At 45.2% G+C, this 19,187-nt stretch carries 19 protein-coding genes and 1 tRNA gene; 8 read left to right on the top strand and 12 right to left on the bottom strand.

The features are described 5' to 3' along the window. On the top strand, nucleotides 1-199 hold a 199-nt coding region (locus QUB52_RS20115; RefSeq protein WP_332976246.1), incomplete at its 5' end, for a hypothetical protein. Between the two features lie 189 nt (nucleotides 200-388). On the opposite strand, the gene QUB52_RS20110 is transcribed toward QUB52_RS20115, so the two are convergent. Further along, nucleotides 389-3,073, bottom strand: coding sequence for an AAA-like domain-containing protein (locus tag QUB52_RS20110; protein WP_332973902.1), 2,685 nt, complete (start codon nucleotides 3,071-3,073; stop codon nucleotides 389-391). Between the two features lie 199 nt (nucleotides 3,074-3,272). Here QUB52_RS20110 and QUB52_RS20105 point away from each other — a divergent pair, with 199 nt between their 5' ends. Next, nucleotides 3,273-4,046: a 5-formyltetrahydrofolate cyclo-ligase gene (locus QUB52_RS20105; RefSeq protein ID WP_332973901.1), complete on the top strand. Its 774-nt coding sequence runs from the start codon at nucleotides 3,273-3,275 to the stop codon at nucleotides 4,044-4,046. Between the two features lie 56 nt (nucleotides 4,047-4,102). Here QUB52_RS20105 and QUB52_RS20100 read toward each other — a convergent pair whose 3' ends face one another. From QUB52_RS20100 to QUB52_RS20090, 3 genes are all read right to left on the bottom strand, one after another. After that, nucleotides 4,103-4,705: a Uma2 family endonuclease gene (locus QUB52_RS20100; protein ID WP_332973900.1), complete on the bottom strand. Its 603-nt coding sequence runs from the start codon at nucleotides 4,703-4,705 to the stop codon at nucleotides 4,103-4,105. Nucleotides 4,706-4,891: 186 nt separating this feature from the next. Further along, entirely contained in the window at nucleotides 4,892-5,179 is a 288-nt protein-coding gene (locus tag QUB52_RS20095) for a S1 RNA-binding domain-containing protein (RefSeq protein ID WP_332973899.1), read from the bottom strand. Between the two features lie 420 nt (nucleotides 5,180-5,599). Next, nucleotides 5,600-7,465 (bottom strand): AAA-like domain-containing protein, encoded by a 1,866-nt coding sequence (locus tag QUB52_RS20090; protein WP_332973898.1) that lies wholly within the window; start codon nucleotides 7,463-7,465, stop codon nucleotides 5,600-5,602. Between the two features lie 278 nt (nucleotides 7,466-7,743). Here QUB52_RS20090 and QUB52_RS20085 point away from each other — a divergent pair, with 278 nt between their 5' ends. From QUB52_RS20085 to QUB52_RS20075, 3 genes are all read left to right on the top strand, one after another. Then, nucleotides 7,744-7,917 carry a hypothetical protein gene (locus QUB52_RS20085; RefSeq protein ID WP_332973897.1) on the top strand — a complete coding sequence of 58 codons (174 nt, stop codon included), beginning with the start codon at nucleotides 7,744-7,746 and terminating at the stop codon, nucleotides 7,915-7,917. 30 nt (nucleotides 7,918-7,947) lie between these two features. Further along, on the top strand, nucleotides 7,948-8,298 hold the full coding sequence (locus QUB52_RS20080) for a hypothetical protein (RefSeq protein ID WP_265236497.1): 351 nt from the start codon (nucleotides 7,948-7,950) through the stop codon (nucleotides 8,296-8,298). A 272-nt stretch (nucleotides 8,299-8,570) separates the two neighbouring features. Beyond that, on the top strand, nucleotides 8,571-9,893 hold the full coding sequence (locus QUB52_RS20075; RefSeq protein ID WP_332973896.1) for a serine hydrolase: 1,323 nt from the start codon (nucleotides 8,571-8,573) through the stop codon (nucleotides 9,891-9,893). A 97-nt stretch (nucleotides 9,894-9,990) separates the two neighbouring features. On the opposite strand, the gene QUB52_RS20070 is transcribed toward QUB52_RS20075, so the two are convergent. The 4 genes from QUB52_RS20070 to glgA form a co-directional block, all read right to left on the bottom strand. Next, entirely contained in the window at nucleotides 9,991-10,464 is a 474-nt protein-coding gene (locus QUB52_RS20070) for an SMI1/KNR4 family protein (protein WP_332973895.1), read from the bottom strand. A gap of 167 nt (nucleotides 10,465-10,631) precedes the next feature. Continuing rightward, nucleotides 10,632-11,021 carry a deaminase domain-containing protein gene (locus QUB52_RS20065; protein ID WP_332973894.1) on the bottom strand — a complete coding sequence of 130 codons (390 nt, stop codon included), beginning with the start codon at nucleotides 11,019-11,021 and terminating at the stop codon, nucleotides 10,632-10,634. Nucleotides 11,022-11,354: 333 nt separating this feature from the next. Beyond that, nucleotides 11,355-11,726, bottom strand: coding sequence for a DUF4342 domain-containing protein (locus QUB52_RS20060; protein WP_265236501.1), 372 nt, complete (start codon nucleotides 11,724-11,726; stop codon nucleotides 11,355-11,357). A 282-nt stretch (nucleotides 11,727-12,008) separates the two neighbouring features. Beyond that, nucleotides 12,009-13,484, bottom strand: a complete 1,476-nt coding sequence (glgA, locus tag QUB52_RS20055; protein ID WP_332973893.1) for a glycogen synthase GlgA — start codon at nucleotides 13,482-13,484, stop codon at nucleotides 12,009-12,011. Between the two features lie 497 nt (nucleotides 13,485-13,981). On the opposite strand from glgA, the gene QUB52_RS20050 reads away from it, so the two are divergent. Next, entirely contained in the window at nucleotides 13,982-15,478 is a 1,497-nt protein-coding gene (locus tag QUB52_RS20050) for a glycosyl hydrolase family 57 (RefSeq protein ID WP_265236583.1), read from the top strand. 120 nt (nucleotides 15,479-15,598) lie between these two features. Here the strand turns inward: QUB52_RS20050 and QUB52_RS20045 are convergent, their stop codons facing one another. The 3 genes from QUB52_RS20045 to QUB52_RS20035 form a co-directional block, all read right to left on the bottom strand. Beyond that, complete coding sequence (locus QUB52_RS20045; protein ID WP_265236506.1) at nucleotides 15,599-15,898, bottom strand: hypothetical protein; 300 nt, start codon at nucleotides 15,896-15,898, stop codon at nucleotides 15,599-15,601. A 50-nt stretch (nucleotides 15,899-15,948) separates the two neighbouring features. After that, on the bottom strand, nucleotides 15,949-16,560 hold the full coding sequence (locus QUB52_RS20040) for a DNA-3-methyladenine glycosylase (RefSeq protein ID WP_265236508.1): 612 nt from the start codon (nucleotides 16,558-16,560) through the stop codon (nucleotides 15,949-15,951). A 267-nt stretch (nucleotides 16,561-16,827) separates the two neighbouring features. After that, nucleotides 16,828-17,346, bottom strand: a complete 519-nt coding sequence (locus QUB52_RS20035) for a pentapeptide repeat-containing protein (RefSeq protein ID WP_332965987.1) — start codon at nucleotides 17,344-17,346, stop codon at nucleotides 16,828-16,830. Nucleotides 17,347-18,058: 712 nt separating this feature from the next. On the opposite strand from QUB52_RS20035, the gene QUB52_RS20030 reads away from it, so the two are divergent. Then, complete coding sequence (locus QUB52_RS20030; RefSeq protein ID WP_265236512.1) at nucleotides 18,059-18,562, top strand: hypothetical protein; 504 nt, start codon at nucleotides 18,059-18,061, stop codon at nucleotides 18,560-18,562. 101 nt (nucleotides 18,563-18,663) lie between these two features. Further along, nucleotides 18,664-18,978: a translation initiation factor gene (locus tag QUB52_RS20025; protein WP_265236514.1), complete on the top strand. Its 315-nt coding sequence runs from the start codon at nucleotides 18,664-18,666 to the stop codon at nucleotides 18,976-18,978. 94 nt (nucleotides 18,979-19,072) lie between these two features. Here the strand turns inward: QUB52_RS20025 and QUB52_RS20020 are convergent. Beyond that, a tRNA-Ser gene (locus QUB52_RS20020) sits at nucleotides 19,073-19,157 on the bottom strand. Nucleotides 19,158-19,187 lie beyond the last annotated feature (30 nt).

Here is a 19,187-nt window from a genome sequence, read left to right as displayed (position 1 = left end):
TCTCGCCAATATACGCTCCATTACACCTCGCACCATGAGGGTGATGGGAGTTTTTTGGACAAATCTGTCAAATATTGTTTCCGGCATCAACTTTTTCCTCGCTTATCCTATTCCCAGTCTGCGCAAGTGTTCTTCCGAATACACCATCCAGACTAACCTACTGACAGGACTTCCAGACCAAACTCAGCACACACCTTGACAGGGCTAGGTGCGCAATGCGCACCGGCGCAGTTTAATTGGTTTAACCGATTCCCTGGCGCTTTGCTTGGTAACGAGCAAAATCGGGGTTCTCCGGTGGGCGACAAACTCAACCGGTGCGCAGTGCACACCCTACAAACATGGTAAAAAAACCACTGGTAGGGAAACGGCATTGCCGTGTCCGTATTTCTTACTTACAGATAGTTGAAATCCTTCTAACATACTCCGGTTTACTGCCCAGAAAATTACAGCTTTGCTTCAGCAATTCTTCCAACCCTTCAACCTGTCTCAGCCAGACAGTGCCGTTGCTTCCAGCTACAGCAATTTGCTTGCCGTCTCGACTCCAACCCACACTAACAACATTCTCCTCAAACTCAAATTGAGCAACCTGTCGCCCCGCTAAATTCCACAGCCGCACCGTCTTGTCAATTCCCACAGTAGCCAGCCTTTCTCCGTCTGGACTAAAACTAATTGATTTGGCATCAAAATGCAAGGTTTGAAATTCATTAATTAATTGTTTTTCTGACAGGTTCCACAGCCCGACTTTGCCGTTCAATGTTACTGTAGCAAAGCGATACTGCTGTTGAGCAGGACTGAAGCTGATACCGATTGCCTGCACCGGCAGTGTTTTTTTTAGTTGTCCTGACACATTCCAAATCCGCACTGTAGATTTGCCGTCTAAAGTCGTGAGAAACTCTCCGTTAGGGCTGAAATTTACGCTTCTAACTAAGCCGTTATGACCGGGAAGTTTTACAGTAGATGATATTACTTTTGGCTGTTTTGATAGCGGCCAAATTGCAGCACTGCTGTCTATTCCTGCCGCTGCTAAAAATTTATCGTCGGAACTAAAACTGATGCTGGTAACTGAGCCTTCAAGTGCTTGAAAACTAGAAATATTTTCCCCTGATAAGTTCCAAAATTTAACTGTGCCGTCCTTTCCTGCCGTTGCTAAAAACTTGCCATCCGGGCTAAAGCTTACTATATTAACTGACTGCTGCAAAGCTTTCCATTCAGCAATTTTAGACCCGGAAAAGTTCCAAATCCGAACTCTATCGTCTATACCTGCGGTTGCTAAAATTTGTCTGTCAGGGCTAAAACTGACGCTGGTAACTGCACCTACATGAGCTTGCCACTTCACCACTTGCGGAAATGATGATGCTTTTATTTGCTGTTTTTTGCTGATTTTATCGAGAATTATTTGTAATGCTAGCAGCGGCCTTGTAGCTGGATATTGTTCTAAATTTGGTTTATTATTAACCAGGGTTTTTAATTTTTCCCCGGAGGCGATCGCCCTTAGCAAAGCTTCTGATAAAGCTTGGGTGTTTTCGGTCTTTTGAGATACCGCCAATAGTAAAGCATCGCTGCCATTTTGTTCGATCTCAATACTTGCTTGTGCGAGTTTAAACCGCTGGTAAGCGAGAGTTGAAAAGCCGATCGCCCCAATCAACGATCCGGCCAGTACCGCCGAACCAATTCCTATCCACTGTTTGGCTTTTCGCTTGGCTGCGTTAGCTTCCGTTAAGGCTTTTGCTGCATCACTCACAGCTTTTTTAGTTTCGAGTGTAGCTGCCAGCAGCAGTTGATTTTGGTCGCTCAAAATCACTTTTTGGCTAGCTGTCAAAAACTGAAAATCTTCGTTTCTCAAACTTTTATCTGCCGCCCAAACCAATGCTGACTGCAAATCTTCCCCTCGCAACAATTGCGAATCATCTTGAGAGTTAGAATTCAGCCAGAATTTGATTGCTTCCGAATAAGGCGAGAGTTTTTCTAATTTTTGGGCGATTAAGTCTTGGTTAAATACAGCTTGATAAATAGGATTAGAACTTGTGAGTTTTTCCCGGTGTTTGACGATTAATCCACTTAATCGCAATTCCATTTGTTCCGCACTACCATCGGGGACGATTTCAATTTGCTGTAAAATTTGTTGATATAATCCGAGTCTTCTGATAATTCGCTGATTTTCTCTAAAAAGCCGATCGCGAATTGTGGACAAATGTTCGGGCACATCCTGAGATTCCCAATTTTCCACAATCTTCAAGCGTACTACTTTCTCAACCCACTCTTTGGGATTTTGGATTAATCCGGCATTTTCAAAGAGAAGTTTACACAGCTTTTGAGTCAGGAATGGCTGGCCGCCCGTCCAATACAAAACCTCTCTCAAAACTTCCTGAGGGCTGTCTGTCAGCTCTGCCAAACCCGCTGCTAGCGGTTGGGCTTCTGTTTCGTCAAAACCAGTTAATTCGATCGCCCTGCCGATATTAAAAGGAGTGGTGCTGCTGGCATTTTGCTCGCGGCACAAATCCGTCGGCGATGCTACGCCTAAAAGGGCCCACGTTAGGCGATCAAATTCTGAGTTATTGGCGCGCTTGTTGTAGCACGATCGAATTAAGGCTAAAAAATCGTCTGCGGGAAAATCCAGGGCGAGAATGCTGTCGATTTCGTCGATAAAGATGACAATATTGCTGGAAATGTTGGCTAACAGTATGGTTTCGATAAATTCGCTCAATCTTTGAACCGGAGTTAAAAAATTGCGATCGCGCCACCAAGTCCGCACGTTGACAACATCCGACAGATTAAAGTTATTTTCCAGAATGCGGAGTAACCCAGCATACCACTGTTCGGGAGTCACGCTGCGGTTGCCAATTTCCGAAATGTCGATCGCAGCACAAGCAATTCCTTCATCTCTCAGCCGTTGAATTGTCCGCACCTGCAAGCTAGATTTGCCCATTTGTCGGGAATTCAAAACATAGCAAAATTCCCCCCCTTTCAATCCATTATAAAAATCGTCATCTGCTTGACGCTTCACATAATTCGGAGAGTTATTGGTGAGACTGCCGCCTACTTGATAGTATGATGGTTTGGGATTTGTGCTCATTACATATTTTTTTACATAAAGATAAGACGGCGGTTGAAACCGCGTCTACAAAAACGAAGTCCGCCTCCGCGGACTCAAGAAAAAACCATGAAACGTTCTTCAACCCGCGGAGGCGAGTTTGGTTTGTATAGACACGGTTTCAACCGCCCAGTCTTCTTTCATTGTACAATAAACTCAAAAAATCAACCAATTTATAGGTATGAATACTGAGTGGAGCGGCCGCCATCACGACAAAGACCAATTAAGATCGGAAATTTGGTCATCTCTGAAACAAAATAACGCATCAATTCACGATCCATTCGGCCACATCCCCAATTTTGTCGGCACCCAAAAGGCGGCGGAAAGACTTACAAATTTACCAATTTGGGAACAGGCAAAATCGATCAAGTGCAACCCAGATTCACCGCAAAATCCCGTGCGATTGCGCGCTTTGCAAGATGGAAAACGCTTGTATATGGCTGTACCGCGCTTGACAGACGATCGCTGTTTTGTCGAGTTAACCGCCGAAAACTTGCACAATCGCAATATCCCCCTAGCCGAAGCTGCGATCGCCCGCAAAGCAGTCACCTGCGGCCGATTAGTGAGTTTTGCCCAAATGCAGCCAATTGACTTAGCAATAGTCGGTTGCGTAGCCGCGGGGCGCCACGGTGGACGCACGGGGAAAGGAGCAGGATTTGCGGATTTGGAACTGGCGATGCTGGCGGAATTTGGATTAGTTAAAAATGATACTCCGATTGTCACAACAGTGCATCCTTTGCAAATTGTCGCAGATTCGCGTTTGCCAATGCAGCCTCACGATTGGGCGCTGGATTGGATTGTAACTTCTGAGGAGGTAATTGAAACTAATACAAGTTATCCGCGTCCAATTGGTTTAAATTGGGAAGAATTGCGATCGGAACAGTTAGAAAATATTCCTATTTTACGCAAATTGCAGGGGCGGGTTCAGCGTAGGATTTATGAGAAAAGCCAGTAGATGAGTGCAAAACCAGCCCTTCCCATGTAATGTTCATTTGTAAAATTCCATCAAAATTAAGGCAAAAGAGCATCTACATCGATCGCCCCAATTTCTATCCCTTCAATAATAATCGGTATAACAGCCGATCGCCCGTAAATCAACATTTGCAGGTAATCCGGTTGTTCGGAATCTCCCAAAGGTCGATCGTACACCTCAACCTGTCCTTCCACCAGATTGACAATCCAATACACCGGAATTCCCGCGCGGGCATAAGTCCGTTTCTTGATAGTGCGATCGCGCCCAAGCGTAGTATCCGATACTTCGATCACAATAGCAACATCTTCAGCGCCCGGATGGCGATCGAGATATTGTCGCGTATCCCCTCGAACCACCACTATATCCGGTTCAGCTTCACTATTTTGCAGTGTAATCGGTTCCTGAGAATCAACATACCATTCGGGAGGTAAAATATTCTCTAAAGCTGTTCTAACAAGGCGAGTTGCTACTCGATGGGGCGGATTTTTGGGCATTTTGAAAACAAGCCATCCCTCCAGCAGTTCTACTGGGTCGTCATCCGCCAAAATGCCAGCTTGAATCATAGCATGATACTGCTCGACGCTCAAGCGCAAAATCAAATCGTTCGGGATTGCTGCGACACTTTCAACAGGCGACATCATAGTCTGCGGGAGTTGATTACTTTCTGATTATACCTCGATTATAACATCTAATTTCCAGCCATAATGCGCCACATAATAAAAGCAGTAAAACCTAGATAGCCAAACACCGCGATCCAGTCTAGCCAATTATCCGAAGTTATCAAAGAAATATCGTTCGCGGTAGTTCTTTCAATTGATCACTCCCAATTATTTTGATTGATTCAACTGGCTTGGCTTCATCCCTAACCAAATTTGTTGTCCCGTTTCCTTGAATGCAAGCACAACTACATCAACTGATGAACCAACTGCTGGATAATCAGATGGAGTCATATTAACTTCATCTTTGAAATCTGGGATTTGAACAATACCCGTAAACTTTATCCCTGGAAGGGCAACGAATATCCCAAAAGGCCAGTGCTTGGTGACTAATCCTTTCAATTTAGTTCCAACTTTTAGAGACTCTTTTATTTCTTCCCACGATTGCTCGTCAATCATTTTATTTTATATGTCTCCTACTTGCATCATTTAATTAGTAAAGTGCGTCTGATCCTAAACTTTGAATAATCGCCCTAACTAAAACTTGGTATGACGCACCTTACAAGTTAAACGAACCGCGAAGGCGCAAAGGACGCGAAGTAAGTAAGAAAGAAGAAGAAGAAGAAGAAGAAGAAGGTATTTTCATGATATCTCTACTTTGTGGTCAACACGCGCCATGCAATGAAAGCAGTAAAACCTAGATAGCCAAACACCGCGATCCAGTCTAGCCAATTATCGGAAGTTATCAAAAAAATATCGTTCACGGGTATCATTCACCTGTTGATTAATGATTTATTAATCCGCGCAGGCGGATTTTGTTTGTGTAGTAGCGGTTTCAACCGCCGATTTCGATCGGAGATTTTTAACCCAGATTTAATATTACCCGATCGCGCTTAAGTGCGATCGAAAATATTGCCGATACAATTCACACCTCGGAACACACTCATTTCCCTGCAACTTCACCAACCCCAAACTATCCAATTTAAACGCCTGCATCGACTTTAATTGAACAGGAATATCCGCCGCTGCAATCTCTCTCATTCCCTCCGCTAACTCTGGATATTCTTCTAAATTCCACAGTTGGCGGCGCAGGTGGTCGCTATAAATTCCCGCATCGCTGGTAGCAGTTTCTTTTAATTCATCAAGGGTCAAATCCGATCGCGAAATGTGATATAATGCAACTCGCACTAAATACGGATGACCGCCGACGATTGACATAAGTTGCTCAACTTCGGCATCCGACCAATTTAAATTGTGGCGCGCAGCTAAATCTTGGATTTGCAGGTGGTTGAATTCCGGTAAATCTACGGGCAGTCCCACGTTAAAAGGCGATTGATTGATGTTCATCGGGATGTAAACTTCGGTAGAATGAACTACAATTAATCGCAGTTTTTTCCAGATGTCGCGCCGTTTTGATTCTTCGTGCCACGCCCGCAACAGTCCTAAAAAGTCTTCGGCAATATCTGGATATTGGAAAACGCGATCGATTTCGTCTAATCCTAAAATTAAAGGACTGTCGATTTGCGGCAAAATATATTTTTCAAAGTAATCTTTGCAGTTGACTTTGCTGCCAAAAATCTCGTCCCAATAATCGTCTAATTGATTGGCTAAGTGCAACTCGCGCCCGACGTAGGCGCAAAACCATTTTAAGAATTGATCTAAATCTGCGAATACGGCTTTATCTACTAACTGAAAAGTTAGCGGCACCGTGCAATAACCTTGAAGGCTGCCGTGATGCAAAATTTTTGCCATCAAGGAAGTTTTTCCCATTTGTCTCGGTGCTTTGATTCTAATTAAAGCGCTGGGCTGTAAAATAGTTTGATAGCAGCGTTCTTCGATGGGCTGGCGTTCTACATAAAATTGAGAGGCGATATCGACTTGTCCTCCCGGTAATTCCGGTTCGGCAACTGGTTGGGGTATTTCGTCGCTGCTAATTTCTAATACTTGATTTTGCGTTAAATATTCCGGTTCTTCTGGGACTGGTGCGGGAGTTTCTGCTAGCAAATTTAGCACTTCTTCGATGATAATTGGAGTGTCGGCGGTGGTTTTCCATTCCCTTTGTTTGATGCGGTACAGATAGCCCCGCAAGTCGTGGTTTAAAGGCGCGTTTAGCGGGAAACCGACGCGAATCGGGAGAATTATCGGTTTTTTGTCTGGGCGGGAGTCTTGCAGTTCTTTTGCTTGCTGAACTTGATATGTTAGTATTTCGCTTTGGCTGACTGTTGGTGGCAGTAGCAACACCAAATAATCGCATTCTTTGAGGAAGAAGTTAATGCGATCGAACCAATTATCTCCCAATCTAATGTTATTTTCGGCTGTGAAGACTGTATGACCGATCGCACTTAAGGCCATTTCCAACTGTTTTCCCAACTCGCGATCGGGTTCAGCGCTGCGATAACTCACAAATACTTTAACACTTCTGCTGCTGGCTGTATCTTCCGCTGCGGGCAAATTGTCCGACTCGCCGACATCTCCGGCATCGTCTAGTTTAGCCGATCGATGGTCGCCATTCGTCAGAGTCAGCTCAAACGCCGCAAACAACTGCCGCAGTTTACTTAAATCCGCACCTTCTCTACCCTGCTTAATTTTACTGACTGTATCTGCGCCAACGCCCGACTCTGCCTCGATTTCCGTCAGAGTACCTCTAATGTTATATCGGTCAGACCATTCTTGGAGCGCCTCGTTGAGCTTCTTTAAGCCCGGGGCTGTGAGAATTCGACCGCGATCGCGTTTTGACTTGAGCACTTCGGTTGCACTGAAAGGGGAAGGAATTTAGGAGGTTTAACGCCTTAAGTGCCTATCTTAAGCGATTTTAAGGGAGATAGTCAGCCAGCCGGAATTTAAGGAATTTTACTACGCCCGGGGTTTTGGGCGATCGATCTCCTCAAACTCTGTCCTGATAACGGCTTCAACCTTTGAATATATTTGAAAATAAAAAACTTTTCTTAACTCCCCAATCTCCCCTGCGAGTAAGCACTGATTTTTTTTAGAGTAGATACATCAAGCCAAAAAGGAGCATCACCATGAGTAAAATCTTACACAGACTCGCAATGGCAGCTTTAGGAACCGCAGCGATTTTCACAATTAATACACTTAACAATTTAACCGAAGCATCGGCCGCTGGTAAATTTGACCAACCCGAAGTTCATCAAAACACAGTTTTTCCAGTTGCATTACTTAGTCAGTTCCATAAATAGGAAATTTGTTACTTTAATCAAGGAGAAATTATGAAGTCTACACTTTACTCGCCCACAGCTACCGCCACCAAATCTGACTTAGTTGATGCTGATGCGATCGATGCCTGCACAGCCCTTGCTTGGGTTGAATTGGTAGCCCTAGATGGCAACGCTCTCACGGGTGATGATTGGCTGGTTCTGTGCGATGATATTGATAGCGGGGAAATCTACCGCGGCTGGTTTCTGTGGCACGATCGCGAAGTTAGCGGTAATTGGGAAGCTTACGACCATTTCAGCGATCGCCGATTTGTCGCCAAAAGCCAAGTTTTTGCCAAAAGTGCGATCGACTCTATCGAAGATGCGAGAAATCTGGCGATCAGACAATTAGAATTTGCTATCTAAAACAAATACAATTCGCGCCGAGGAAACAATAATTCTGCGAAGATAATTCCCGACTGAATGAACTTTCCGATCTACGCGAGACTAGAATAAAAAGGTTTAATATAACCGGATGCGATATAATTCCCGGAAACCGAATATTCTCAAAGAAAATAATAAAAATTACGGGTGCGGGCAAGAGTTAACTGTATGATGCTAGGTGGTTCGCCTCGAAAGCGGTTGAAAACGTTGTTTCAGCCACTTTGTCGCAGCCGTTAAACTCTTACTCCTCACATATGACTCCAAAACTGCGATGGCTGTTGCCGACTTTAATTAGTGTTTTGTCGATCGCCCTACCTGCAAAAGCTGATACACTAACATCCTGGCACTTCGACGCCAGCCAAAATCAACTCAACTTAACCACAGATTCAGGAGTCCAGCCGCAAGTTAAACTAATCGCCAATCCCACCCGCTTAGTAATTGACTTGCCCGGAATAGTCTTAGAATATCCCGAAAGTCCTCAAAGCTACAACTCAGCTATTCAAGAAATTAGAGTCGGGCAATTTGATAGCGAAACTACCAGATTAGTAATAGAATTAACTCCCGGTTATAAATTAGACCCGCAAAAAGTCCGAGTAATTAGAGAATCTGCCACTCGCTGGTCGTTTCAGTTACCGAATCCCGAACAAATAGCAGCAAACGAGTCTTTTCCACCAGCAGCTATTACCCAAGTAGAACAAAAATCTGGTCAAGTTCCCCTAACTGTTGCTTCAGCAAGTCCAAGAAACTATGCCGCTGATTTGGCGATGCGGGCGGGTTCGGAAATGAGCGCGATCAAGCCGCAAGTCGAAAGTGCGATCGCACAATACAAATCCCTCAGCGCCGGAATGTTCTTTCTGGATTTAGACACCGGAGACTATTTGGACATAAAAGGCGATCGAGTATTTCCAGCAGCGAGTACAATCAAATTACCAATCCTAATTGCATTTTATCAAGATGTAGACGCAGGCAAAATTAGCCTCAACGAAACATTAGTTATGAAGTCAGACTTAGTAGCCAGCGGCTCTGGAACTATGCAAGACGAACCAGATGGCACTCGGTTTAGCATCAGAGAAACCGTAGATAAAATGATTACCATCAGCGACAATACAGCCACCAACATGATTATTGAACGTTTGGGCGGAATTGCTAAAGTCAACGAGCGTTTTCGCACTTGGGGATTAACTGACACCAGAATTCGCAATTGGCTCGGCGATTTTCAAGGAACAAATACCACAAGTTCTATAGACATGATAAAATTGTTATCCATGCTATCTCGCGATAAATTAGTCTCTGAATCTAGTCGAGAACAAGCTTTAGAATTACTGCGGCGCACCACAACTAGAACGCTGCTACCTTCGGGTTTAGGCGCGGGAGCAGTAATTGCCGACAAAACTGGAGATATCGGTTTTGTGGTGGGCGATGCGGGGATTATTGATATGCCGAATGGCAAGCGTTATTTAGCAGCAATTTTTGTGAAACGTCCTTACAATGACCCAATTGTCAGAGATTTTGTGCGTCGAATTTCGCGGATTGTCTACAATTATTTAGACCAGCCTGCGGCGAAAGCATCGAATTAAATCATTTCCTCTTCCTCTCATTCCCAGGCTAGGCCTGGGAATGAATACCAAGAGGCTCTGACTTCAGTAAGGTGAGATTCTGTTGTATGTGAAGTCATTACTTGCTAGCCACAGGCATCAAATACTTCGCATGAATTTTGACCTCTGTCACCAAAAAATCACTAAAACTTTCATGGCTTTTAATGAAATCAATTTGGTTAGTCCCTTCGCAGTAAGAGTAAATCGGGGGATCTGCGCCTTCTGATAATCTAAAAAAGCTGAATTGATAGCCCTGGTGCATCAAGAAAATAAAGGCATCATCTGCTAAGAATTCAGGAAAGTTATTTTCATTTAACAACTCAACAGCCCACTCCTGAAGTTGAGGTAAATGATTCAAGAAACAGTCCGAACCCCGCAAAAATTTACCAGCACTACGCCCCATAGATAACAGAAATTCTTGATAGGCGAGGGGCAGAGAAATCCCCAACTGTTGCTGGATAGCCATTACCTCATCGGGGGTACAGCCTACAAGTTCATCTTGCCTTATGAGTTTTAGTTCTATCAGTTGTTTTTTAACTCGATCTAAGTACATAGCTACTACATCCTTTAAGTAATACCTCCGGGGTGCCCCGGAGTGTGTTGGCGATGGGAGCAATTCTTGGGAGGATTGCTCTTACAGATTTCCGAACCCTATTCAGCAACGCCAACCTTGAGATATCCCCACTTTAAAAATCTGGCTGTGCGTAGATTTTGCTGAGTTTACATTGTATGGTTTACCGTCAGTCTGATATTGGGAAACAGCCTACGAAATTGCTCGATCGCGTAACAACAGGAATCGCAGGGTTCTCTTTCCGTCCATAGATTTACGTTACCTTGAATCTCTGGTGTTTGAACATATCTCAATGCCACTTCCTCAAGAAGTTTGTATTCGCTGTCATAGCCTCGTGAATGTCCGGGTGGGACTTCAAAAGTCTTAAATAATGGCTCGTCTGGTAAACCAACTGTGCCGGGACGAGTCGATCGACCGCTGACGGCTATCAATTCGTCACTATCATTCCCAATCTGAAAGTCGGCAACAGCAATATTTTTGTAGGCTGACACTCCTAGCTCTTCCCGTATTATATCGATACGAGTTATCCGTTCTGGCATAACTTTTTTTCAAATAAAGACAACTATATGGGGTAAAACTTTTCAGTAGCCCCATTTTATTTTAGCAAAGTGATATGGGAAAAAACTGAAACTAGCAGAATACTTCACCCTAAAAATTAGGGTGAAGTATTCTGCTTCCTAGCCTCTGCCTCCGGTAAAATGAGACTCGAAACAGCGAAGCAGAGCCTCAAGATATGCGTTACTTTCGCAGATCGTAGTAACCAGAGTAATGCCATTACGCGACGAAAGAGCAATCCCCAACTCTGGGATTGCTCTCTCGTCGCGCAATTACAAATTAGATTATTGAATGACTTAATCACTGCGGACTAATTACTACTCTTTCCGCTCGATAGCTACAGTCAAATGAGCCACAACTGCCCCAACTGCCCCAAGTGCAGCAGCTATTGGAAAGATTACACTCCCTGCAACGCCGCCTACCAATCCCGCCATCAGCGGAATGTCTGCCAAAGTCCGCCCTTCTGAGTTTTTGATGACGAGGCGGCGCAGTTTTCCTTGCTGAATTAGTTCTTTGACTTTACCAATTAAACTGTCGGCGCTAATCTTAAATTCTTCGACTCTAACTTTTTCCTCTGTTACGAACTCTGAGGCAAATAAAGGTGTTTCAACTGTTGGGTTGTCTGAATTTCCGGCCGCTGCTGTTTCGTCTTGCAGGATTGTTACTTGTTGTTCTAGTTGTGAGTTCATTTTGTGTAGGGCGGGCGAACACCAGCCGTTTAATTTCTATACTCCTATCTTCTGCGATCGCACTTCGCAACGACAGGCAAGAAAACCCTACAATCTGCATCGTACTTTCCACCCCCATATTTTTACTCAAAACATTATCTCTGGCTATAGCTGGGCGGGTTTATCTATTTCTAAAGGTAGAGAGGCTGTTTTTGAAACAACCCGTTGACCAATGACTAATGACCAATGAATAATGACCAATGACCAATGACTAATGACAAATGACTACTGACTAATTCCGCCTTATTTATGTCTAATTAGCTCGTAAATTTCCACATAGTCTTTAGCTGGATATTTCCACGAATTATCGCAATTCATACCTTGAATCATGAGTTTTTCAAATTCATCATGGTAGTCATACCACAATCCGATCGCCCGATCGAGCACCGACTCTAAAGCGTAGTAGTCACTTTGGTAAAATACGTAACCGTTGCGCTCTTCGGGGGGGTGGCTGGTGCCGTAATCGCGATCGAACACCGTATTCACCAAACCGCCCACTCCCCGCACCACAGGCACTGTACCGTACCTCAACCCGATCATCTGAGTCAGCCCGCAGGGTTCGTAATTGCTCGGCACCACGATCATATCCGCACCCGCGTAAATTAAGTGCGACAGTTCCTCATTAAAACCTAGTTCTAAATGGCAGTCTGGATTATCATTTAAAAACTGTTTTTCGTGCTGGAAATGATCGTTAATTCCCGCTTCCGTCGCCGAACCCAAAAGCACGAATTGCGCGCCTTTACTCAGAGAATAATAAATGGCGTGGTGGAGGAGGTGAACGCCTTTTTGATCGTCCAAACGACCGATAAAGGTAATCATAGGCTTGTCAGCATCGCGCAATAAAAGCCGATCGCGCAAAGCTTGTTTAGTTTTGGCTTTTCCTGCCAGATCCTTGTCAGTGTAGTGCTGCGGAATATAGCGATCGCTCTCAGGATTCCATACATCATAATCGATGCCGTTGAGCACCCCGCGAAACTTGTCTTGATATATATGCAAAGTGTGGCCCAAACCGTAGCCGAACTCGCCGACGTGAGCTTCCCAAGCGTGGTGCGGCGAAACCGTCGTCACAAAGTTCGAGTACACAATGCCACCTTTCATAAAATTGATGGCAAAAGGGTTAAAATTGTCTTGCAGGCGATCGTACTGAAAATAATAATCATCTCGATTCAAACCCGTTGCTTGCAAAACGTCGCTACCGCCCATACCTTGATGTTTGAAATTGTGAATGGTATAGCAGACTCGCTGATTTTCCATCCAATTGTATTTATAAATTTCAAACAGCATGACTGGAACCAAACCAGTTTGCCAATCGTGACAGTGAATCACATCCGGGCGCTTGTTGCTTCTGAGCAAAAATTCCAAAGCAGCTTTGCTAAAAAATGCAAACCGCATATTGTCATCATTGCAACCGTAATAACAGCCGCGGTTAAAAAAGTTATCTTGCGATCGAGGTTCGATGAAAAAACACAAAACCTCGTGCACCCAGCCGCAGTAGACATCACATAAGATTTCGCCACCGTACCAGGGCACCGCCAGATCTCGATAGGCATCGTGAAGCCCCCAAATGTGGTCATACCTCATGCAGTCGTATTTGGGCAGAATAATCTCGACAGCATGGCCGGAATTCTGCAACTCCCGACTCAAACCGTAAACTACGTCCCCCAAACCCCCTGCTTTGATGACGGGGGCGCATTCTGAGGCAATTTGTACGATGTACATTTTTTTTGCTTACTCCTAGATGAATCCAAAAATATTTTCTTAACTTGACAAAGTATATGATTTCTCGGCAGATAAGCAAGCCGGCCATTGGGAATACAGGAAAAATACGCGCCGATGATCGCAAGTTGAGGTCGATTCGGGCGATCGGGCTGTTGCTTAAAATATAGGTACGGACACGGCACTCTCGTGTCCCTGCTGCTTCAAATACAGGTAGAAACGCGCACAGCGCCTTCTGCTGCTGAGGAAAGAGGCAACTCGCTGTATCATCTTGTTGCAAATATCGATCGCACAATTCCCTGTAACCTTCTACAACTACTCTCTTTATCTGTCTTCACTTCCTCTGCGCCATGCAAGCAGTTAGCTAAAAAATCAATCTAATTCACAAATGAAATAGCATTGCTTCCGACCTTTTGTACGGCGACTCTGCTAATGTTAAATTATCTAGCTATCTTAGGAATAGCAGACAATGCCGCTCCACAATTATGCGAGAAAAACTTATGTCTGCGATCGCACCATCCCCAAACCCACCAGTTTTAGAAGAAATCAACTCAGGATTGCCCAACATTTGCGGTTCCGAAGCAGAAATCAGTGCCGCAGCCAACAGCAACGAACCAGTCTTTTTACCTACAACAAATCTGCGCCTGGAAAACATTCAAGCCGGATTTGCCTGCGCCCTGCATATGCACCAACCCACAATTCCAGCAGGTGCAAACGGCGAACTTATCTGCAATTTGCAGAATATGTTTGAAAATCCCAACCAAGGAGACAACCACAACGCCGGAGTATTTGCTTGGTGCTATTCCCGCATGGGAGAATTCATTCCCCAACTGATTGCCGAAGGCTGCAACCCGCGAATTATGCTCGATTATTCGGGCAATTTATTGTGGGGATTGCGTCAAATGGGACGCGATGATGTCCTCAACAATCTCAAGCGGATTACCTGCGAACCTGAATACCAACCTTATGTAGAATGGCTGGGGACAATGTGGAGTCATGCCGTCATTCCCTCAACTCCCATTCCCGACATCAAACTTCAAATTCAAGCATGGCAACATCATTTTGCGGCAATTTTTGGCTTGGATGCTTTGAAGCGGGTTAAAGGTTTTTCGCCCCCAGAAATGCACTTTCCCAATCACCCAGACACACTTTACGAATACATCAAAGCTTTGAAAGAATGCGGCTATCGCTGGCTGATGGTGCAGGAACATTCTGTAGAAAATCCCGACGGTTCGGGATTGTCGCAAGACCAAAAATATATTCCCAACCGTTTGATGGCGCGCAATTCTCGCGGCGAAACAATTAGCATTACGGCTTTGATTAAAACCCAAGGTTCTGATACAAAATTGGTTGGTCAAATGCAGCCTTACTACGAAGCAAAAGGACGTAATAAACAGCAAATTGGCAATGTCACAGTTCCTTCTTTGGTGACTCAAATTGCTGACGGCGAAAATGGCGGCGTGATGATGAATGAATTTCCCAGCGCTTTTGTCAAAGCTTGGCACGAAAACCGGGAAAATGGCGGCGGAAAATCGGGTGTTGTTGGTTTAAATGGGACTGAATATTTGGAGATAATTGAAGCTGCTGGTGTTAATCCTGATGATTATCCTGTTTGTCAAGGAATCAACCAGCACAAAATTTGGCAGCTAGTCGATCCAGATACTGCAACACCGGAAAAAGTCGAAAGTGCGATCGCCCAAATCAAGCAAACAGACCACAATTTTCACATGGATGGTGCCTCTTGGACTAACGATTTGAGTTGGGTGAAAGGCTACGAAAATGTCTTAGAACCGATGAATCAACTCAGCGCAGCATTTCACAAAAAATATGATCCGCTGGTGCAGCAAGATGCTACTGTTACCAAGCAGTTTGAATACCAGCAAGCTTTGCTTTACAACTTGCTGTTACAAACAAGCTGTTTCCGGTATTGGGGACAGGGAACTTGGACTGATTACGCCCGCGAACTTTACAACCGCGGCGCTGCTTTAATGCAGTAACAAAATTTATGGTAGGGTGCGTCAGAAACCAACTATTTGATCGGTGTCAAATCTCTGGGCTGACGCACCTTACACCTGTTGGCAAAGTCCGGCAATTACCAATTACCAATTACCCAAATCCTACATTTCCTGCATCAATCGCAAATAATTTTGTCTCATCTGCGTCATATTTTCCATCATTCTATTAGCCATATCTTTCTCAACCTCGCTCATTTGCTGCCAAAATAAAGCTGAACGCCTCGCCAGAATTGCGTCTTCCCACAACATCTCTAAAAGTTGCGCCGCCATCGGATTTTCAGCATCTATAATCCCGCACAATTGCTCGAAAGCTCGGTGAGCTTCGGCGTGACTCCCAACATCCTGAGCGAGTGTCAGGCATTTTTTGAGTTGTACGATCGGGTTTTCAGAAGAGTAAGCCATAATTTCACTAAGTTTAAACTACCAAATTTACACTGACACCTTTGAGATTACTAGAGTTGTGACACGGCCGTACAGTTCCCCAAATACCACCGCCAAGGCAAATCAATCCCTTTAGTAATCCCGATCCGCGTAGTTTGCACCAGATTTATTGTACCTTCCTCGACAGCGGCACGAAAGTCCTCGCTCCGGTGTTCCAACCGCAGCGGTTGGCCTCCATCCAAGGGTAAACCGCTGAAAGTTCGATCGATCTCCAGTACCTTACACAGCTTCCCAGGCCCCGCAGCGAGGCGCAACTGCTTCTTCTGAGGAATTCCAGCGAACGCTTTGGGAAACGCATCTAGCTGCAAAGCTCGAATCAGCACACCGCTAGCAACCCCCTCTGCATCCGTCACCACGTTAAAACAGTGATACATCCCGTAGATTAAGTAAACGTAGCTCATACCGGCAGGCCCGAACATCGCCTGATTGCGAGGAGTGCGCCGCTGGTAAGCGTGACAAGCGGGATCTCCCGGCCCGTAAGCTTCGGTTTCAACAATCATTCCCCGAATCGTCTCGCCGTCGGGAAACTGCCGCACCAGAGTACAGCCCAGCAAATCAGGCGCTACGGTGGTAGATGGCCGCGCCAGCCAAAAAGATTCTACAATCTGAGTATTTGCACTCAATAGGAGACAGTAAATTATGGACGTTAAGTTAGTTTTAGCAGTCTTGACGGCAGTTTTCACCGTTTGCTGTCTGTTCTTCGGCACAAAAAACGGATTCTACGACAGCGACAAGTATCACGGTAACGGTTCTGCTCACTAATTTTAGCTGGCAATTAGTTGCTTAAAAAAACCGCCGCCTGTTATTCAGGCTGCGGTTTTTTTTTGAATGAACCGCAGAGACCACAGAGGACACAGAGAAAGAGAAAAGAAAGAGAAAAAGTTAACAAATTAAGGGTGAATGTTGCCATCGGGCATTTTAGTTTCCTGCATTTTAGCATTCTCAAATTCGGCGCATCCCGGCAGGTTGAAACGCATTGTGGCTCCTCGATCTGTTGATTTTATGTTGAAACCAACTACTGCATTTTCTGGGTTATTTTTTTCGGGAACGGCACTTACCTTGAAATCCATATTTGCTGCTTGACCATTGGTATCAAGATTGAAACTTATGCCACTACAGCCTAAATCAGAACCAGTCAGGTTGGCTTTGTTCAAGTTGGCATTTTTGAGGTTGGCATTGGCCAATTTTGCTTCTGATAAGTTGGCACCTTCGAGGTTGGCTCCTTGCAAGTTAAATCCTTGTAAGTCCATTCCCTTCAAGTTGACATTGCTGAGATTGCATTCGGGACACTGTTTTGTCTCTAGCAATTGCTTGACTTGGTTTTGCTGGTTTAAATCTGGTATATATTTGGTGGCAGCTAATAAAAGGGCGATCGACAATCCAACAGTAACTAAATTTTTTAATTTCATAAATATCCGAAAAGCTCCGGCGGCTTTCTCTTGCGGTTAATTATTAATACAGGAGTGCGATCGACATCTCCAGAATTTCCACAAAAAAATTGCCTGCATCTGAGACAAGCAGGGAAGCTTCAGTTGACAGTTGACAGTTGACAGTTGACAGCTCGCCCGCTCGCGACTTGTGCTGAGCGTCTTGCCCTGAGCGTAGTCGAAGGGAGCCGAAGCAAGCCGAAGGGTTGACCTGGGACAGCTACCTCTACCTGGAAGGAAGAGGATTGAAGCAATGAATAGTCTTCTTTTAATTTATCCCTCAAAGGGTTCCGGCTTTAAACCAATTCTTTCTGGTAATTAAATCCCGCCTTCTCTCCCTCGCCAGTGCTGCTTTCGGTTTCGGACTCGCCCCGTCCGCCTGCTTCACTTCGCTTTCAGCCGTCTACCCACAAACGGAATTTATTTTTACCAGAGAGCGCGCATTTACATATACCTGCGGACTGAAATAACAGAAACTTTATTTATATCCCTGGCATGAGTAAATCTTAGAAAAATTTGAGGATGATTAAAGAGAAATGCAATACCGTACCTGCGCTGTTATAAGTTCTCAGCAACTACTTTTGTCAAAATTGCTTTGAGAAATTCATTTACTTACAAAACGGTTGGCAGCAGCTCAGGTTCCTCAACCTCGCCAGAACACACCCACCTGTAATCCCGACCATTCGGAGCCGCAATGAACACAATCAAACTCGAACCCAAAAGATCGCGCTTCATGGCTCTGCTGCTGACAACGCTGCTGACCTTTCCGTTTTTGAGTGCTTGCGGTTCTAGCCAGCAAAGTTCCACTCCCCCGCCTCCTGTTGACGACACTCGCGCTGGCTCAGTGCAAACTAATCGCGGCCCTAGTCCTACGCCCGAAGCAAAAAAAGGCTTGAACAATGCTCAAAAAGTAGGGATTACTTTAGTAGGAGCAGCCGCCCTTTACTACCTCTACCGCCAGCACCAAAACAAGCAAGAACAGGGGCCGCAGGGAAAATATTACCTTTCCAAAAACGGTCGCGTTTACTACCGCGATGCCCAGAATCGCGCTCACTGGGTAACGCCCCCGCCTGAAGGAATTAAAGTTCCTGAGTCCGAGGCTGCGCGTTACCGCGATTTCCAGGGGTACAACAACCAAACTACTGGCCGAGACCTCAAAAGCTTGCCGGAAGCTACAAGTCCTGTTCCGGCACAGTAATCAAACAATTTTAGATTGCCGATTTGAGATTTTCCATAAAATCTGGAATTCCCAATCTACAACAGCAGTTTTTCAACACATAAATAAAGAGGAACTTGATCATGGTAGATGGATTTTTGCGGAAGTTAAAAGATGCGATCGTCGGGCCAGACAACGAGCAAGTCGATCCTGATGCCAATTATGACGATCGCCAAAATCCCGGACAGTTCGGCAACGTGCGTCCGGCCAGCGAAGACCCCTATGGCGACCCGGCCGACAACGTAGCGGGTGCCGGACAGTTCGGCAACGTGCGTCCGGCCAGCGAAGACCCCTATGGCGACCCGGCCGACAACGTAGCGGATGCCGGACAGTTCGGCAACGTGCGTCCGGCCAGCGAAGACCCCTACGGCGACCCGGCTGATGAGGAAACAGTTTGAGTTTGAGCGACTTAGCTAGAAAAATTACCCGGTAAGCAACATCACCCCTGCGGGGGTGTTTTTTTTTGCCAATTTTTTTGCTAGTTCTCAAAAACGGAGAGGGTGGGATTTGAACCCACGGAACCTTGCGGTTCACCTGATTTCAAGTCAGGCGCATTCGACCACTCTGCCACCTCTCCCGGCGCATAAATTTTATCATACCAGGACTT

Source organism: Microcoleus sp. A6-C6 (assembly GCF_036705955.1).
Lineage (GTDB): Bacteria > Cyanobacteriota > Cyanobacteriia > Cyanobacteriales > Microcoleaceae > Microcoleus.
This window is presented reverse-complemented; position numbering and strand designations above follow the sequence as displayed.

Coding starts and splice junctions, on each gene's coding strand:
- QUB52_RS20065 (WP_332973894.1), bottom strand. CDS start 11,021: ATGCCAGAACGGATAACTCGTATCGATATAATACGGGAAGAGCTAGGA.
- QUB52_RS20030 (WP_265236512.1), top strand. CDS start 18,059: ATGAACACAATCAAACTCGAACCCAAAAGATCGCGCTTCATGGCTCTG.
- glgA (WP_332973893.1), bottom strand. CDS start 13,484: ATGTACATCGTACAAATTGCCTCAGAATGCGCCCCCGTCATCAAAGCA.
- QUB52_RS20075 (WP_332973896.1), top strand. CDS start 8,571: ATGACTCCAAAACTGCGATGGCTGTTGCCGACTTTAATTAGTGTTTTG.
- QUB52_RS20050 (WP_265236583.1), top strand. CDS start 13,982: ATGTCTGCGATCGCACCATCCCCAAACCCACCAGTTTTAGAAGAAATC.
- QUB52_RS20045 (WP_265236506.1), bottom strand. CDS start 15,898: ATGGCTTACTCTTCTGAAAACCCGATCGTACAACTCAAAAAATGCCTG.
- QUB52_RS20110 (WP_332973902.1), bottom strand. CDS start 3,073: ATGAGCACAAATCCCAAACCATCATACTATCAAGTAGGCGGCAGTCTC.
- QUB52_RS20025 (WP_265236514.1), top strand. CDS start 18,664: ATGGTAGATGGATTTTTGCGGAAGTTAAAAGATGCGATCGTCGGGCCA.
- QUB52_RS20085 (WP_332973897.1), top strand. CDS start 7,744: ATGAGTAAAATCTTACACAGACTCGCAATGGCAGCTTTAGGAACCGCA.
- QUB52_RS20095 (WP_332973899.1), bottom strand. CDS start 5,179: ATGATTGACGAGCAATCGTGGGAAGAAATAAAAGAGTCTCTAAAAGTT.
- QUB52_RS20100 (WP_332973900.1), bottom strand. CDS start 4,705: ATGATGTCGCCTGTTGAAAGTGTCGCAGCAATCCCGAACGATTTGATT.
- QUB52_RS20070 (WP_332973895.1), bottom strand. CDS start 10,464: ATGTACTTAGATCGAGTTAAAAAACAACTGATAGAACTAAAACTCATA.
- QUB52_RS20060 (WP_265236501.1), bottom strand. CDS start 11,726: ATGAACTCACAACTAGAACAACAAGTAACAATCCTGCAAGACGAAACA.
- QUB52_RS20080 (WP_265236497.1), top strand. CDS start 7,948: ATGAAGTCTACACTTTACTCGCCCACAGCTACCGCCACCAAATCTGAC.
- QUB52_RS20035 (WP_332965987.1), bottom strand. CDS start 17,346: ATGAAATTAAAAAATTTAGTTACTGTTGGATTGTCGATCGCCCTTTTA.
- QUB52_RS20105 (WP_332973901.1), top strand. CDS start 3,273: ATGAATACTGAGTGGAGCGGCCGCCATCACGACAAAGACCAATTAAGA.